This is a genomic window from Pannonibacter carbonis (genome assembly GCF_003012935.1).
Classification (GTDB): domain Bacteria; phylum Pseudomonadota; class Alphaproteobacteria; order Rhizobiales; family Stappiaceae; genus Pannonibacter; species Pannonibacter carbonis.
Window position 1 is genome coordinate 88,015 of record NZ_PUDR01000005.1, and the last position, 16,231, is coordinate 104,245.

General features: G+C 60.9%; 17 protein-coding genes. 11 read left to right on the forward strand and 6 right to left on the reverse strand.

Annotation, left to right across the window (positions count from 1 at the left end; all coding sequences use genetic code 11):
- Nucleotides 1–130 precede the first annotated feature (130 nt).
- From C8348_RS08775 to C8348_RS08790, 4 genes are read right to left on the reverse strand one after another with little or no spacing between them, the layout of a single operon-like run.
- Nucleotides 131–835 (reverse strand): MotE family protein, encoded by a 705-nt coding sequence (locus C8348_RS08775; RefSeq protein ID WP_106752951.1) that lies wholly within the window; start codon nucleotides 833–835, stop codon nucleotides 131–133.
- Nucleotides 832–1,599: a DUF6468 domain-containing protein gene (locus C8348_RS08780; protein WP_106752952.1), complete on the reverse strand. Its 768-nt coding sequence runs from the start codon at nucleotides 1,597–1,599 to the stop codon at nucleotides 832–834. Before C8348_RS08780 ends, C8348_RS08775 begins: the two co-directional genes overlap by 4 nt.
- Nucleotides 1,596–2,825 (reverse strand): flagellar motor switch protein FliM, encoded by a 1,230-nt coding sequence (gene fliM, locus C8348_RS08785; RefSeq protein ID WP_106752953.1) that lies wholly within the window; start codon nucleotides 2,823–2,825, stop codon nucleotides 1,596–1,598. Before fliM ends, C8348_RS08780 begins: the two co-directional genes overlap by 4 nt.
- A gap of 9 nt (nucleotides 2,826–2,834) precedes the next feature.
- The gene (locus C8348_RS08790) at nucleotides 2,835–3,335 is read right to left on the reverse strand and encodes a flagellar basal body-associated FliL family protein (protein ID WP_106752954.1); all 501 of its coding nucleotides are present in this window, start codon (nucleotides 3,333–3,335) and stop codon (nucleotides 2,835–2,837) included.
- A gap of 277 nt (nucleotides 3,336–3,612) precedes the next feature.
- On the opposite strand from C8348_RS08790, the gene C8348_RS08795 reads away from it, so the two are divergent.
- The 4 genes from C8348_RS08795 to flgH are packed head-to-tail and all read left to right on the forward strand — an operon-like array spanning nucleotide 3,613 to nucleotide 6,901.
- Nucleotides 3,613–4,353, forward strand: a complete 741-nt coding sequence (locus C8348_RS08795) for a flagellar hook-basal body complex protein (RefSeq protein ID WP_106752955.1) — start codon at nucleotides 3,613–3,615, stop codon at nucleotides 4,351–4,353.
- Between the two features lie 18 nt (nucleotides 4,354–4,371).
- Complete coding sequence (gene flgG / locus C8348_RS08800) at nucleotides 4,372–5,151, forward strand: flagellar basal-body rod protein FlgG (protein WP_106752956.1); 780 nt, start codon at nucleotides 4,372–4,374, stop codon at nucleotides 5,149–5,151.
- Between the two features lie 11 nt (nucleotides 5,152–5,162).
- A complete protein-coding gene (gene flgA / locus C8348_RS08805) occupies nucleotides 5,163–6,158 on the forward strand; it encodes a flagellar basal body P-ring formation chaperone FlgA (protein WP_106752957.1) in 996 nt (331 codons plus the stop codon).
- Entirely contained in the window at nucleotides 6,155–6,901 is a 747-nt protein-coding gene (gene flgH / locus C8348_RS08810; protein WP_106752958.1) for a flagellar basal body L-ring protein FlgH, read from the forward strand. The genes flgA and flgH overlap by 4 nt, the downstream gene beginning before the upstream one ends.
- A 489-nt stretch (nucleotides 6,902–7,390) precedes the next feature.
- Here flgH and dksA read toward each other — a convergent pair whose 3' ends face one another.
- Both dksA and C8348_RS08820 read right to left on the reverse strand, forming a co-directional pair.
- Nucleotides 7,391–7,807 (reverse strand): RNA polymerase-binding protein DksA, encoded by a 417-nt coding sequence (gene dksA / locus C8348_RS08815; protein ID WP_106752959.1) that lies wholly within the window; start codon nucleotides 7,805–7,807, stop codon nucleotides 7,391–7,393.
- A 152-nt stretch (nucleotides 7,808–7,959) separates the two neighbouring features.
- Nucleotides 7,960–8,379: a flagellar assembly protein FliX gene (locus C8348_RS08820; RefSeq protein WP_106753135.1), complete on the reverse strand. Its 420-nt coding sequence runs from the start codon at nucleotides 8,377–8,379 to the stop codon at nucleotides 7,960–7,962.
- Between the two features lie 282 nt (nucleotides 8,380–8,661).
- On the opposite strand from C8348_RS08820, the gene C8348_RS08825 reads away from it, so the two are divergent.
- The 7 genes from C8348_RS08825 (at nucleotide 8,662) to C8348_RS08855 (ending at nucleotide 15,771) form a co-directional block, all read left to right on the forward strand.
- The gene (locus C8348_RS08825; protein ID WP_425270813.1) at nucleotides 8,662–9,786 is read left to right on the forward strand and encodes a flagellar basal body P-ring protein FlgI; all 1,125 of its coding nucleotides are present in this window, start codon (nucleotides 8,662–8,664) and stop codon (nucleotides 9,784–9,786) included.
- The gene (locus tag C8348_RS08830; RefSeq protein ID WP_106752961.1) at nucleotides 9,786–10,100 is read left to right on the forward strand and encodes a rod-binding protein; all 315 of its coding nucleotides are present in this window, start codon (nucleotides 9,786–9,788) and stop codon (nucleotides 10,098–10,100) included. The genes C8348_RS08825 and C8348_RS08830 overlap by 1 nt, the downstream gene beginning before the upstream one ends.
- The gene (locus C8348_RS08835) at nucleotides 10,097–10,588 is read left to right on the forward strand and encodes a hypothetical protein (RefSeq protein WP_208983665.1); all 492 of its coding nucleotides are present in this window, start codon (nucleotides 10,097–10,099) and stop codon (nucleotides 10,586–10,588) included. The genes C8348_RS08830 and C8348_RS08835 overlap by 4 nt, the downstream gene beginning before the upstream one ends.
- Before the next feature lie 128 nt (nucleotides 10,589–10,716).
- Complete coding sequence (locus tag C8348_RS08840) at nucleotides 10,717–11,106, forward strand: hypothetical protein (RefSeq protein WP_106752962.1); 390 nt, start codon at nucleotides 10,717–10,719, stop codon at nucleotides 11,104–11,106.
- A 296-nt stretch (nucleotides 11,107–11,402) separates the two neighbouring features.
- Nucleotides 11,403–12,563: a flagellin gene (locus tag C8348_RS08845; RefSeq protein WP_106752963.1), complete on the forward strand. Its 1,161-nt coding sequence runs from the start codon at nucleotides 11,403–11,405 to the stop codon at nucleotides 12,561–12,563.
- A gap of 262 nt (nucleotides 12,564–12,825) precedes the next feature.
- A complete protein-coding gene (locus tag C8348_RS08850) occupies nucleotides 12,826–13,986 on the forward strand; it encodes a flagellin (protein WP_106752964.1) in 1,161 nt (386 codons plus the stop codon).
- A 267-nt stretch (nucleotides 13,987–14,253) separates the two neighbouring features.
- Complete coding sequence (locus C8348_RS08855) at nucleotides 14,254–15,771, forward strand: flagellin N-terminal helical domain-containing protein (RefSeq protein WP_106752965.1); 1,518 nt, start codon at nucleotides 14,254–14,256, stop codon at nucleotides 15,769–15,771.
- The last annotated feature ends 460 nt before the right edge of the window (nucleotides 15,772–16,231 follow it).

A 16,231-nucleotide genomic window follows, 5' to 3' on the forward strand; every position in this document is an offset into this window, starting at 1 on the left:
CGCGCTTGCCTCATAAGTGTCAACAAAGTCAGGGTTATCCTCTCGCTCGGCATCACGCCCAACCCTAGGACGCTGGCCTTAACGCGGCCTTACAGGCGAGCCCTAAACTGACCGAAACGGTCCGAATCCCTCAATTTGAGCCGATCTTCGGAAGCTGGGCAGGAGCGGCAGGATCAGCCCGCTTGTCAGGATCGCCGCTGGCGATGGCAACCGTCAGCTTTTCTGCGGACTCAGGGCTCATTTTCGCCAGGATATCTGCCATCTTGCGCGGCTTCATCTGCCGCACGACCTTGAGAAGGATCTCCAACTCCAGGCGGTCAAAAATCCGGGCTGCATCCTTTGGCTTCATGTTTTCATACATGACCACCAGACCGGCGACTTCGCTTTCTTCCTGCTTGCGCTTTTCCTCGACGACCTGTTCGATCTTTTGTTCAAGCGCTTTCAGTTCATCGACCCGCTGCTGCACCCGGTCCTCCGTTGCCTGCAGCAGCTTTTCGCGCAGGTCCAGTTGCCCCTCCTGATCGGACAGGGCCCGGCGGCGGTTGCCAAGACTTTCAAGAACAGCCCGCTCGGCGGCAGATCCGCCAATTTCCATCTCGTTGGTCCCCGCCAGTGGTGGAACAGCACTTGCAGACGGATCACCCGGCGGAGCAGGAGGTTCCGCCCCACCCGGGGGCGTTGGTGGAGGTGGCGTCTGGTTGGCGGCAGGGGCCTGCGCCCGGGCTTCCTGGATCGGCAATACGGTCGTCGAATGCCCGAGCACAAGCCCGAGCACCTTCAGACCCAGCAGAGCGCTGGCTGCAATACCGACAATAGGAAGCAGGCGGAGTGTCACGCTGCTGCCTCCTCCGACTTCTTGCGGAACCGCTCGAGCCGGGCCGTTGCTTCAGCTGCAGCTGCCCGGATGTCCCGGGTCGAAACGCCAGCCTGAGAATGGCTCACAGGAACGGCGGGTTGCGCGGACGGGGCCTGCCCCTGCGGCTGTACTGCATGCTGGGCTGCCGTCTGGGCTACAGACTGGGACATCGGCTGCCGGAACTGGCTGCCTGATGACGGCTGGTAGGCCGGGGCAGTCGGACGTGGCTGCGGCTGCGGCGCAACATATCCCTGCGCTGCAGGACGGGTCGGGGCATAGGCCGGCTGATGGGCCCCGCCGGTAACTGGACGGGCGGCATGGACCGCAGCTGCCTGAGCGGCCTGCGCGGCGGACCGGGCAACTTCAGCCTGATCTTCGGCCACGCGGCGTGAGGCCTCGGCCGTGTGCGCCGTGCGTGCCGCCTCGGCGATCTGCGCAATCCGGGTCAGCACCTGCTCGCCTTCACCGAGCTGGTCGGCCAGCAGCTTGGACATCTGCTCGGCCTGGGACAGGCGAGTGCCGAGGGTCTTGTCGGCCTCGTTCGCAGTGGCCTTGAGGCCGAGAATGGCGCGTTCGGCAATTTCCGTGGCGGTGATCAGCTCGGAAATCGTGGCCCGAAGGGTCTCCTCGTCGGCGCGAAGACGCTGCAGCCGGCGATTCAGGATCCAGCAATAGCCGATGGTAACGACAAGAAGGACCGCCACCAGGCTCTCGATGATCATTCCGATTGGCAGGGGGCTCATGTGCTTTCCATTTCCTTCTGCATCGCGCGTTCAAAGGCTGCCAGAGTCATCTTCGGCCGCCTGAGGCTTCGCGTGACCCGAATCGCGATCGAATCCTCGACCCGCCCGAGTGTACCCTCCGTGAGGGCCACATTGCCGCATTTGATGGTGATTGGATCGGTAGGTTCCACATTGAAAACGAGGGTTTGACCCACATCGAAGCTGAGAACCCGCCCGAGCGGCAGGAATGTCTCGTACAGAACTGCATCGACCTCGAGTTCAGCTGCGTGGATCTCGCTGGCAAGATGCCCTTCCCAGATCGGATCACGGCCGAATTTCTCGCCCATGAACATCTGCAGGAGCAGATCGCGGATCGGCTCGAGCGTGGCATAGGGCATCATGATCTCGATGGTGCCGCCCCGGTCTTCCATGTCGATGCGCAGTTCGACAAGAATGGCCGCATTGGCCGGGCGCGAGATCGCTGCAAAGCGCGGGTTGGTTTCCAGGCGCTCCAGGTTGAAGTGAACCGGTGACAGTGGCGCAAAGGCTTGCTGCGCATCCGCCAGGATCAGTTCGAGCATCCGCCGGACGAGGTTCACCTCAATGGTCGTATAGGGCCGGCCTTCAACACGAATGCCGGTGGTGCCACGCCCACCGCCCAGCAGTACGTCGATGATCGAGTAGATCAGGCTCGACTCGACGGTCACCAGCCCGAATCCGTCCCACTCCTCGGCCTTGAACACGCCAAGGATTGCGGGGAGCGGAATAGAGTTGAGGTAATCGCCAAAACGGACGGAGGAAATCGAATCCAGAGAGACTTCAACATTGTCCGACGTGAAGTTGCGCAAGGACGTCGTGGTCAGACGCACGAGGCGGTCGAACACGATTTCCAGCATCGGCAGGCGTTCATAGGACACCATCGCCGAATTGATCAGGGCGCGGATACCGCTCTGGTCACCGGCAATTGTGTCCTCAATGTTGAAGCCGAGGAGGTTGTCGATTTCTTCCTGGTTCAGGACGCGGTCAGCCCCGCGCGTCGCATTTTCAAGCTCCGGCTCGCTGTCATCGATCATCGCCGCCCATTGGGCCGCCATGTCATCCGCATTGCCGACGCCCTGCTCCTCGAGCGCGGCACCCCACGCAGACGCTAGGTCGTCGTCATCATCGCCAACGCCCTGTTCTGCCAGGGCCGCACCCCAGGCATCTGCCAGATCGGCATCACTCAGATCGTCATCGTCGTCAGCCATGCCGCACCATCACTGAATCAGGATTTCCTTGAACAGCACCGCATTCACCTTTGCCGGATAAACCGACATGTTGATGCGTCGAAGCAGTTCTTCCTTGAGCCGGAACAAGCCTGCAGATCCCTCAAGATCCGCTGGACGCAACTCGCGCAGGTAAATCTGGAAGGCATCCAGAATGCGCGGCAGCAACGGCGTGATCCGGTCGATCGTTCCCTGGTCATCGACTTCAAGCGCGATGCGGACCTTCAGGTAGGTCGCACGCCCGGTCGTCGACAGGTTTACCGTCATCTCCGGCAGCTCGAAGAACATCACCGGCTTCTGCTCCCGCACCGGTGGCGCATTCGGGTCGGACGGGGCTTCATTGCCACCGGAAAACAGGAAGAAATACGCGCCACCGCCGATAGCCAGCAGCGCGACCAGCGCACCAGCTCCGATAATGATGAGTTTCTTCTTGCCGCCGCCTTTGGCGCCTTCTGCGCCGTCTTCGCCGTCGGCCTCAGCTTCAGCCGCCATGAAATGCCCCGCCTGCCTTGCACCAGTCACGCGCGCGTAAATGGTTTCTAAAGGGTTAATGGTTAACGAGTGGTTACCAAACCCTTAACCCATCACCCGGCAGGTCTTGCCGACTGGTTAACTTTTTCCTCACCTATTTGCCGAGCCAGAGCAGCTCCCAAAATTTTATCGTTGTTTTTCAATGCAATTCGTCTTGGCACGATCCCTGCTTACATAGGGTCGGACGACGGGTCTGGGGAGGTCTGGCGTCCCTCGGGGAGCATAAGGAATCGTTAACATGGAAAACGCGCAGTTAATCAACCTGTCGCGTCAGATCAGCCTGCGACGCCAAATGGACGTGACCGCGAACAATATCGCGAACCTCAACACATCTGGCTTCAAGGCAAAGCGTCTGATTTTCGAGGAATTCATCATGCCGGTCGCCGAGGCGACCGCCTTTCCGCGTGGCGACCTGAAGCTGTCCTACGTCCAGGATTCGCGCACCATAACCAACTTCCTTGCCGGCAGCATCCAGCTCACAGGAAACGAGCTTGATGTGGCAGTCGACGGCGACGGCTGGTTTGCGATCCAGATGGAAGATGGTTCGGAGGCCTACTCACGCAACGGCGCCTTTCATCTCAACAATGTCGGCCAGTTGGTCACATCCGAGGGGCGCCCGGTCCTCACTGACGGTGGCCCGATCAGCTTCACGCCGGAAGACGGCAGCATCACGATCTCCGATGATGGCACGATCTCCACACGTCTGGGTGCGCGCGGCCGGCTGCGGCTTGTCGAACTGGACCGGCCCCAAAACGCCGTCGCCATCGGCAACAACCTGGTGACCTACGAGAACCCTCAGCCCGTTGGCAGGGTCCGGGTGATCCAGGGCGGCCTTGAAGACTCCAACGTCCAGGGCGTCGTTGAAATCGCCGACATGATCGAGATCACCCGCAAATACGAGTCCGTGACCAAGATGCTCAAGGACACCGATGACCTGGCCCGCCAGGCCATCGAACGCCTCGGCTCGAGCCAGGCCTGACGGCAGGAGAACTGACAGATGAAGGCACTCCATATTGCCGCCACGGGCATGAAGGCCCAGGAGCTGAACGTCGAAGTTATCTCCAACAACGTGGCCAACATGCGGACCACGGGCTACAAGCGCCAGCGCGCCGACTTCCAGGATCTGCTCTATCAGAACCTGCGCCGCATGGGCACGGACACCTCGGCCAACGGCACCATCGTGCCAACCGGCGTGCAGATCGGCTCGGGCGTGAAGACCGCCGCCACTGCCCGCATCATGTCCCAGGGCAACCTGCAACAGACCGGCAAGGAACTCGACGTCGCCATCCGCGGCGAAGGCTTCTTCCAGGTCCAGATGCCGGACGGAACCACGGCCTATTCCCGCGACGGCTCCTTCGAGCGCGATGCCAACGGAACGCTGGTCACCATCGACGGTTACACGATCCTGCCCGGCATCGTGATCCCGCAGGATGCCCGCGATGTCACGATTTCGGCAGAAGGCTCTGTCCAGGCCATCGTCGGCGGGGTGGCACAGCAGCTTGGCCAGATCCAGACGGCTCGCTTCGTCAACAAGTCAGGTCTGGAAGCCGTCGGTGACAACCTGTTCCTGGAAACGGAAGCCAGTGGCGCAGCACAGGTCGGCAACCCTGACGCGGACGGATACGGCAGTCTGCAGCAGAACTTCCTTGAAATGGCCAATGTCGAGGCCGTGTCGGAGATCGCGGACCTGATCGCCGCCCAGCGCGCCTATGAGATGAACTCCCGCGTCATCAAGGCAGCCGACGACATGTACTCCACCACAACGAACATCCGGTAAGGGAGGGTCTGATGCGTCATATCCTCATCGCGGCCTTCGCTCTTCTGGGTGCAGCGCTCGCAGGATTTCCAGCCCTCGCGCTCGGTACACCCGTGTTGCGGTCGCAGATTTCCATCAACTCGGACGTGGTCACCGTCGGCGACTTCTACTCAAATGCCGGGCTGCTGGCCGGTGTGCCGCTGTTCCGCTCTCCCGACCTTGGCCAGAGCGGCCGGGTAGAGGCGGGTGTCGTCGCAGAACGGGCCCGGGCAGCCGGCCTCAGCGGTGCCGGAACAGATGGCCTGCGCGATGTCCTGGTCGAGCGCCAGTCGATTGTCATGGATACCGGCCGCCTGTCGGCCATGGTAGCCGACGCCATCGCGGCACAAAACCCGGACATCTTCGCCGCCGATCTCGATGTCCTGTTCGTGCGCAACCCGCAGACAACGCACGTCGACCCGGCAGCCTCCGAGCCAATCCGCTTCGAGCAGGTGGTCTGGTCCCGCAACGACGGTCGTTTCGACATCACTATCGAACTCGTGGGCGCCTCCGGTCCGCGCAAGCTCGTCCTGACTGGCACCGCCCGCGAGATGGCCTCCGTCCTGACCCTGGCACAACCGCTCGACAAGGGACAGCTGATCAAGCCGGAGGACGTCACGGTGCTTCGCCTGCCGCGCAGCCGCGTACCCGCGCGCACACTGACGGATGTCTCGGACATTGCGGGGTTTGCGGCGAGAAACAACCTGCGTCCCGGACGCCCGCTGTCGCGCAGCGATTTCGAAAGGCCCCAGCTCATTGCTCGGGGCGACCAGGTCACGCTGGTCTATGAAATCGGCGCCATGCGCCTGACGACCAAGGGCCAGGCCATGGCCAGCGGCGCGGCAGGCGACCTCATCGACATCATGAACATCCAGTCCCGCCGGACCGTCACCGGAACTGTTCTCGGCCGCGGCCAGGTCCGCGTCGGCACACCGCCCCGCGCTGTTGCCGCCCTGACCGAAACGCCGGCCAAGGAGATTGCCCAATGATCCGCTCCCTCTCCACCGCCTTCACCTTGACGGCGATCGGCCTGAGCCTTGCCGCCTGTGGCGCGGCTGACCGGCTGTCGCAGGTCGGCCAGCAGCCGCCCCTCAACGCGATCCAGGACCCGACCACCATGCCGGGCTACCGGCCGGTGCAGATGCCGATGCCTGCACCCCAGCCCGCGCATTACAATGCCAATTCGCTCTGGAAGTCCGGCAACCGGGCCTTCTTCGAGGACCAGCGGGCAAGCCGCGTTGGCGATCTGCTGACGGTCATGGTGACGATCTCTGACAAGGCCCAGTTCGACAACCAGACCGAACGCTCACGCTCCGGCTCGGATTCCGCCGGTGCCGGCGGGGCCCTCGGCACGGCCATCGACACAGTGTTCCTGCCCGCCGGCGTCAGCGCCAGCAACCTGGCAACATTGAATGGCGCGTCCAACTTCAAGGGCAATGGCACCATCGACCGCAAGGAAACCCTGAAAACCACAGTCGCAGCCGTTGTCACCCAGGTCCTGCCCAACGGCAATCTTGTCATCGAAGGGCGCCAGGAAGTCCGCGTGAACTTCGAAGTTCGCGAACTGGTCGTCGCTGGCGTGGTCCGGCCGCAGGACATCCAGGCCAACAACACCATCGCCAGCGAGAAGATCGCCGAAGCGCGTATCGGCTACGGTGGCCGTGGCCAGATCACGGACGTGCAGCAGCCGCGCTATGGCGCCCAGGTCATGGACATCATCCTGCCGTTCTGACCGCCGCCCCGCACGCGGCCGCCCCCCCCCTGCTGCCGGCATGCTCTCCTTCTCATCCTAAATCACAGTCCCCCGGGCGTCCTGAAGAACTCGAGCTTCAGGACGCCTGACGACGGGCACGGCGTCTCGCTCCCCGAGCGCCGTGCCCGTTCTCATCTGCCGATGCCAGTGCCAGCCGCTCCCCACGGCCCGTGCTTCGGAAAAAACTACGAACAATAAAGGCCCCGGACGTTTAACGTCCGGGGCCGTAAGCTTGATGACAAACCTCGACCTCACCGCAGTCATCCCGGCCAAGCGCAGCGCCGAGCCGGGACCGGAGCGTCGAGGCCTCTATATTTCAATGAGCTAACCCGGAAGAGACCTAGGCTCTCCGGTCCCGGATCTCCGCTTCGCTGCGTCCGGGATGACCATCGAGGGTTTGTCGGAAATCTGAAGGCCCCGGACGTTTGACGTCCGGGGCCTCAAGAAATTCAGTCGCTGATGGTCAGGTCAATCGTCACGATAGACCTTCTCGCGGCGTTCGTGAGCTTCCTGCGCCTCGATGGACAAGGTCGCGATCGGGCGGGCATCAAGCCGCTTCACCGAAATGGGATCGCCTGTCTCCTCGCAGTAACCGTAACTGCCGTCATTGATACGCTCGAGCGCGGCATCGATCTTGGAGATCAGCTTGCGCTGGCGGTCGCGGGCGCGCAGTTCGATGGAACGGTCCGTCTCCGAGGAAGCCCGGTCCGCGAAATCCGGGTGGTTCGTGCTTTCTTCCTGAAGATGCGCCAACGTCTCGCGGCTTTCCCGCAAGATGTCCTCTTTCCAGGCAATCAGCTTGTTGCGGAAATAGTCACGCTGCCGATCATTCATGAACGGCTCGTCCTCGGAAGGTCGATAATCAGACTCAAGTTCAACCGTCATCGAAAACTCCGGTTACCGTTAGGACGGGCGCAATATATTCCTTACCGACCGCCCGTACAACGGCTGTCCTTGAAAAAAGTTCAAACGATTTTGATTTTGATTTCAGATAGTTAAGCTTAACGCGCTCTCGCGCGGGCATTCGCTTTGCCGGCTTACTCGTCGAATTTGCCGAGCTTGGCCAGCTCAACCCGGACACGAAGTTCGATCTCGTCGATGACACTGTCGAGTTGATCATCGCCGCTTGGAGCCCGGTCCCTGAGCGTGCTTGCCATGCTCTCCAGACGGCCATCCTGCACTAGGCCGGCGAGCAGATCCGCCTTGAGGGCATCCAGTGCATCGAGCAGCGAATGGCCGCGCTTGCCGGCAATATCCCGGTTGTCAGGCTGGACCTCGACTTCCTGAAGGGCAAGCAGAGCATCGATGCCACCCAGGCCCGATGCAGAACTCGTCGTGGAAACCGACGTCGATTCGCTGTCCGAAGTCAGGAAGAACCCGTCGCCGCCGCTGCCCGTGCGCTTTTTGCCGCCCTTGCCCTGCACCGTGGAAATGGGGGGATTGCCTGTAATGCGCATGAAGCCGACCTTCAACGGAGGTGTGCGCCGACCCCTGGCCGCCGGTCGGCTGCGTTCAGTTGCCCGGGCACCTGTCATTTTCTTCCCGGCAAATCTACGGCATCCCCCATGCCCCGGCAACTTTTGCCGTCACGTGCCGACCTGACTATCCCCTGCCGGAAGCGCCCGGCCGTGATTAAAGAAAAATTAACCCAACTTTACAGTGACTTAAGACAGCTTCCGGCGGACAGCGCAGAATGTGGCACGGCTCTCGCATAGGACCGGCAAAATCTCATGTCCGGATTGACCCGAATGACGCCTGCCAACCTGTTCCGCTTCGGCGCCGTTTTTGTCCTGCTGGCGTGTCTCGCCTCTGCGGCCACGGCTGCCTCCCGCATCAAGGATATCTCCGACTTCGAGGGGATCCGTGAAAACCAGCTCATCGGCTACGGCCTGGTGGTTGGCCTCAATGGCACGGGCGACTCCCTCCGCAACGCCCCCTTCACCCGGCAAAGTCTGCAGGCGATGCTGGAACGGCTAGGTGTCAACACCCGCGGCGTCGATCTCAATACCAACAATGTCGCTGCAGTCATGGTAACGGCCAACCTGCCGCCCTTCTCCACGCAAGGCACGCGCATTGACGTGAATGTCAGCGCACTTGGCGATGCCAAGAGCCTTCAGGGCGGCACCTTGCTGGTGACGCCGCTGATGGGCGCCGATGGCGAGGTCTATGCGATTGCGCAAGGGTCCGTCGCCATCGCCGGCTTTTCGGCACAGGGCGATGCGGCAGCCGTTGTGCGCGGCGTGCCGACCTCCGGCCGGATCGCGAACGGGGCCCTGGTTGAACGGGAAGTTGAGTTCAAACTTGCCGGCCTCACCACGCTTCGCCTGGCCCTGCGCAACCCGGATCTGACCACATCGCGCCGCATTGCCCTGGCCATCAACGAACTGATCGGCCTGCCGACGGCAGAGCCGATGGATCCGGCAACCGTCCGGATCGACCTGCCCCGGGATTACGACGGCAACATCGTCGATCTCCTGACTGACATCGAGCAGCTGATCATTGAACCGGACATGCCGGCGCGCGTCGTGATCGACGAGAACTCGGGCATCATTGTCATGGGTCAGAACGTCAAGGTCTCCACGGTCGCGGTCGCGCAAGGCAACCTGACGGTCACCATCGCGGAAAGCCCGGAAGTTTCGCAGCCGCTACCCTTTGCCAATGGGGAAACCACGGTCGTGCCACGCACGGACGTGACGGTTGACACGGACGCCGACAAGAAGCTCGCCATCCTGAAGGAGACCGTAACCCTGCAGGAACTGGTGAACGGGCTCAACGCCCTCGGCATCGGACCACGCGACATGATCTCCATCCTTCAGGCCATCAAGGCCGCAGGTGCCATGCAGGCAGAAATCGAGGCGCTGTGATGCTCACCGCCAATGACCCCGTCCCGACCCTGCGCTCCCTGCAAGCATCGACGCTCGGCGGCGCGCAAGACGCCGCCAAGGCGAAGGTGAAGCAAGCCGCTCAGTCGTATGAGGCAGTCTTCCTCAACACCATGCTGCAATCGATGTTCACCGGCATCGAGGAAGGCGGAGCATGGGGGGGCGGCCAAGGATCCGAAACCTGGCAAGGCCTCCTCATCGACGAATTTGCAAAGAACATCGCAGCGCGCGGCGGCATCGGCATTGCCGCGACCGTCGAACGCGAACTGCTGGCCCTTCAGGAGATTTCCCAGTGAGTGAACAGGCCGAAACCACCGTTGCCCTTCCCTTCGCCATCGAGCGTCCATCCAGCAGACAGGAAGCAGAGAACTTCTGCAATGCCGTTCGCCGGACCATGGAGCGGCTGCTGGAGGTGATTGAACAGGAGACAGATCTCGTTCGCGAAGGGCAGCTGCGCGCCGCTGGAGAACTGCAGGGCGAGAAGGCGGTTCTGATCCACCATTATACCCAGGGCGTCCTTTATGCGAAGGAGCACTCGGTCGCCCTCGGCAACCTGGCCCCTGTGGCCGTGCAGGCCCTGCGCCGGCAGCACGCCGAGTTCCAGCCGGTGCTACGCATCAATCTCGCCGTGCTCGCCACGGCTCGGGAAGTGACCAATGACATCGTCAGCACGGTCGCCCGCGCGGTTGGCTCACGGCAGCGGACCACAACCTACGGGCCGGGCGGTACCGCGCCGGCTCCGGCACGACCGGCAGAAGGCATCGCGGTCAACCGGTCTCTCTGAGCAGACCGAATCAAAAAAACACCCCTTCGGGACAATCCTAACCTTTCCGTTAAGGAGCGATTCACACCCTTGCCGTAACGTCAGAAGGTAGCATCGGGTCTAGGAACAGATACCCCGAGGAGGCTGCCATGGACACAGGAGTGATCCGGTCGCCGTTGCCGGCCTATACGGCAATCACACCGGAAACGCGGGCGCCGCAACGCAACGAACCCGCAGCAAAAACCGATAACGATATTGCCAAGACGGTAACCCCGTCGGGGGAGAGCTCGGCCCAGCGTCCGGCAAAGGAAGAACGCAACCAGGGTCCGGTTGGGGGCCAGCAGTTGCGTGACCTCGTGCGCAAGAACAAGCTCGACCCAGAAAGCCAGTCCTTGATCTATGTTGCCATGGATCGGGAATCCGGCGAGGTCGTGACACAGGTGCCCAGCGAGACCTTGCGCCGGCTGCGCGCCTACGCGATCTCGACTGACAACCAGGAAAATCAGGACAGGAAGGCGAGCGTGATCAGGACCGCCTGACCCCTCGCCTGCCCGCCCCCCCAACGAAAGGCCCTCCGCCACCCGGCGCGAGGGCCTTTCGTTTACCTGCCCCCCTTCTGCAAATTGGCGCAAAACCTCAGGCACGGACACCGAGAAACACAATATTTACCAAAGAACTTAATGTAAATAAACAGTACAGAAGTCATTTAAATTTACATATATTTAAACTTAAATTCCGGAAACCATATCAATTTACAAGTAATACAGTTCTATCTGGCAATTGTTTCTTCGTCATTCAGAAAGGATGACAGGCGCAAACCAGAAGGAACAAAAAAATGTCAGGAGTAACACTTTCAAGCGCTGTGAGAAACAACCTCACGGCTCTGCAGTCCACGTCGCAGATGATGAGCAAGGTCCAGGAGAAGCTCTCCACGGGCAAGAAGGTCAACTCGGCGCTCGACAACCCGAATTCTTTCTTTACCGCGCAGGGCCTTTCGAACCGCGCAGGTGACCTTGGCACCCTTCTGGATGACATGGGCCAGACCGTCCAGACGCTGAAGGCAGCCGACAAGGGGATCAGTTCGATCTCCGGCCTCGTCGATGCCGCCAAGGCGAAGGCCAACCAGGCCGCCCAGACCTCAAGCCAGACCCAGCGCGCCCAGTACGCCAAAGAGTTCAACGAGCTGATGGGCCAGATCGAGTCCGTCGCAAAGGACTCCAGCTACAAGGGCAAGAACCTGCTCGGCGGCAAGGGCAACGACGTCTCGGTGACGTTCAACGAAAACGGCACCTCCAAGCTGAGCATAACCGCCGTTGACTTCACCGACACCACCTCGTCCACCGGCCTGAACCTGTCGGACCTGGCAACCGGCACCAGCGGCACCGCGACGATTACCTTGACCAACGGCACTGCCACCACGGCCCTCACCGGCGGCAGCCTGCTGACCGCAGACAGCGAATTTGCGGCCGGCGACGTCCTCAGCCTGACCGACACCAATGGCACGGAAATCGGCAAGCTCGAGATCACCGCGACGACCACTGTCAACGACCTGAAGAAGTTCCTTGACGATACCTCAGGCATCAAAGCGGAGCTCTCCGGTGGCACGATGACCGTGACTTCCGAGTTCAAGCTGACGATGAAGTCGTCGTCTGAAGCTGCCGGCTCCTTCGCTGACCGCACGACCAACAACTCGGCAGAGTCGGGCTTTGCCAAGGACAGCGACATTGACGCCGCCTTGCGCAAACTGAAGAGCGCCCAGGATACCTTGCGCGGCCAAGCGTCAACTTTTGGCACCAACCTGTCGATCGTGCAGAACCGTCAGGACTTCACCAAATCGATGATCAACACCCTGGAAGAAGGCGCCGGCAAGCTCACCCTCGCCGACACCAATCAGGAAGGCGCCAACCTTCTGGCCCTGCAGACCCAGCAGTCCCTGGCCTCAACGGCCCTGTCGCTGGCAGCATCTGCTGACCAGAACGTGCTGCGTCTGTTCTGATTTCGTTACACAGGGAGAGCGTCGGACAACAAGACGCGGAAAACGGCGGGCCATCGGTCCGCCGTTTTACTTTTTCGCTTTTCGCAACCCCTTCCAGCACAAGCATTTTGCAAATCACTACTTTCAATACTTCAATCCCCGTTAAGGTTAAATTGCGCTAACCAAGTCTTTTTACATCTCATTCGCATTTAAAGCGCAGATTTTCTCACATCAGACCCAGGAAGGGTTTGAGTAAAACACATTCCCAGGAAGGAATAGAACGATGTCTGGTATTACAATTTCGAGCGCAGTGCGCGCCAACCTCTCCGCTCTTCAGTCGACTTCTGAAATGATGAGCCGCGTCCAGGAGAAACTCTCCACAGGCAGAAAGGTCAACTCGGCGCTCGATAACCCGAATTCTTTCTTCACTGCGAAGGGCCTGGAAAACCGGTCAAGCGACCTTGGCACCCTTCTGGACGACATGGGCCAGACCGTCCAGACCCTGAAGGCAGCCGACAAGGGGATCACCTCGATCTCCGGCCTCGTCGACGCCGCCAAGGCAAAGGCCAACCAGGCCGCCCAGACCTCAAGCCAGACCCAGCGCGCGCAGTACGCCAAAGAGTTCAACGAGCTGATGTCCCAGATCGAGTCCGTCGCAAAGGACTCCGGCTACAAGGGCAAGAACCTGCTCGGCGGTACCGGTAACGATCTGAAGGTGACGTTCAACGAAAACGGCTCGTCGAAACTCGACATTTCCGCCGTTAACTTCACCGACACCACCTCGTCTACCGGCCTGAACCTTTCGGACCTGGCAACCGGCACCAGCGGCACCGCGACCATCACGCTGACCAACGGCACGGCCACCACGGCCCTCACCGGCGGCAGCCTGCTGGCCGCAGACAGCGAATTTGCGGCCGGCGATGTCCTCAGCCTGACCGACACCAATGGCACGGAAATCGGCAAGCTCGAGATCACCGCGACGACCACTGTCAACGACCTGAAGAAGTTCCTTGACGATACCTCGGGCATCAAAGCGGAGCTCTCCGGTGGCACGATGACCGTGACTTCCGAGTTCAAGCTGACGATGAAGTCGTCGTCTGAAGCTGCCGGCTCCTTCGCTGACCGCACGACCAACAACTCGGCAGAGTCGGGCTTTGCCAAGGACAGCGACATTGACGCTGCCCTGAAGAAGCTGAAGGGCGCACAGGACACCCTGCGTGCCCAGGCCTCGACCTTCGGTACCAACCTGTCGATCGTGCAGAACCGTCAGGACTTCACCAAGGCGATGATCAACACCCTTGAAGAAGGCGCCGGCAAGCTCACCCTCGCCGACACAAACAAGGAAGGCGCCAACCTTCTGGCCCTGCAGACCCAGCAGTCCCTGGCCTCCACGGCCCTGTCGCTGGCCTCGCAGGCCGACCAGAACGTGCTGCGTCTGTTCTGATCCATACGATCCGCAAGACACTGCAAGCGGCGGGCCTCGGCCCGCCGCTTTGCGTTTCAGCCCTCGCGCCCCTGCGACAGAAGCCGCAGGGTTAATCTTTTACTAACACCCCCACCAGCCCTTCAAAGCTTTCAGCCTACGAGTTTACGTTTGATTAACCTTAAAATTTCAGTCGTTTACCTTTGATTAGGGTTACCAAATCATGATTGCTCCATACCCGCTCAGGAAGAGCGGCGGCACGTGATGGACCCAGGAAAGGGACTAGTAATGACTGATATTACCCTGTCAGCTGCCGTACGGCAGAACCTGCTGACGTTGCAGACCACCGCAGACCTGATGTCTGGCGTCCAGAACAAGCTGGCAACCGGCAAGAAGGTCAACACGGCCCTCGACAATCCGAATTCCTTCTTCACCGCGTCGGGTCTCAGCAACCGCGCCAAGGACCTCGGCACCCTGCTTGACGACATGGGCCAGGTGGTGCAGACGATGAAGGCAGCTGATCAGGGCATCACCTCGATCACCAAGCTGGTCGAAACTGCCAAGGCCAAGGCCAACCAGGCCCTGCAGACCCAGAGCCAGTATGAGCGCGCCCAGTACGCCAAGCAGTACAACGACCTCCTGAAGCAGATCGAGGACGTCGCCAAGGACTCGTCGTACAAGGGCAAGAACCTGCTCGCCGGCGAAGGCAACGATCTCACCGCCATCTTCAACGAGGACAACACCTCCAAGCTGACCGTGTCGGCCGTCGACTACACCGACACGACCCTGTCCGGCGGCCTGAACCTCTCCGATCTGGCCACCGCCAAAGGCGGCGCCTCGTCGCTGCAGATCGAAGGCGGCAAGGCCTCGATCACCTTCACCAATGGCTCAGGCAATACGCTGACCTCGGGTTCGTTGATCTCGGATGCGACCTCTGTCGCCCTCGGCGATGTGCTTCAGCTGCGCACTGCAGCCTCCGGTGGCGGTGCGATCGTCAGCGGCACCTCGGCCATCACGGTCGGCGCCAACACCACCGTCCAGAACGTCGTCGACGAGATCAACAAGGCTGCTGGCGTCCGGGCCGAGTTTGACGAAAAGACCGGCACCCTCAGCATCACGTCGAATGACAACGTCTACCTGCGCAACACAGATGCCGGCGCCGCAACGCCGGCGCCTTCGGATCTGGCTTCATTGACGGCTGCCAACTTCACCGCCGGAAGCCAGTTGCTCATGGACACCGGCTCCTTCGCGGTCGGCGACATCCTCAAGCTCGTTGACGGCAACGGCTACGAACTGGGTTCGCTGGAAGTCGGCAAGAAGACTTCTGTTAACGACCTTGTCGACTTCATCAAGGACTTCAACGGTGTCAAGGCCTCGTTCAACACCGGCACCGGCAAGGTGACGATCGAGAGCGATGTCTCACTCACCTTGAAGAGCGACAACAAGGATTTCGCTGCGGCCGCCTTCACGGCCGATACTGACGGCATCAATGTCGTAGCCCAGCAGGAATCCGGCTTTGCCTCGGATGAGGCGATCAACAAGGTCGTCGACCGGCTGAACAACGCCCTGTCGAACCTGCGCTCGCAGGCGTCCGAGTTCGGTACCAACCTGTCGACCGTGGAAATCCGTCAGGATTACACGAAGAAGATGATCAACACGCTTCAGGAAGGCGCCGGCAAGCTGACCCTGGCCGATACAAACCAGGAAGGTGCGAACCTCCTGGCCCTGCAGACCCGGCAGCAGTTGGCTTCGACATCCTTGTCCTTCGCCTCGCAGGCGGACCAGACAGTGCTGTCCCTGTTCTAAGAATCAGTCGCGCGACTCACAACCTGACACTCACCGCAAAGGCGGGGCGAAAGCCCCGCCTTTAGCTTTATGACAAACTGCGGCCTCACCGATGTCATCCCAGCCGAGCGCAGCGCCGAGCCGGGACCGGAGAGTCCAGGCCTCTATAATTCAATGAGTTAAGCCCGGAAAGACCTTGGCTCTCCGGTCCCGGATCTCCGCTTCGCTGCGTCCGGGATGACCATCCAGGGTTTGTGATCAACCTCAGGCGGGGCGAAAGCCCCGCCTTTTGCATTTGCGCGAACTCTGCCCCCTGCCCTCACCCGGCGCGCCAGACAAACTTATGTTGCAGGTTGGCCCGAGACGTAAATTTTTTATCCACACTCGCCATGCCGGTTTTGCATAACGCAACGAATTCAGAGGGTTTCGGTAACCTCTGTGCAGAAATGGTAAACGGAAGCCCCACATCGTTAACCCTTGA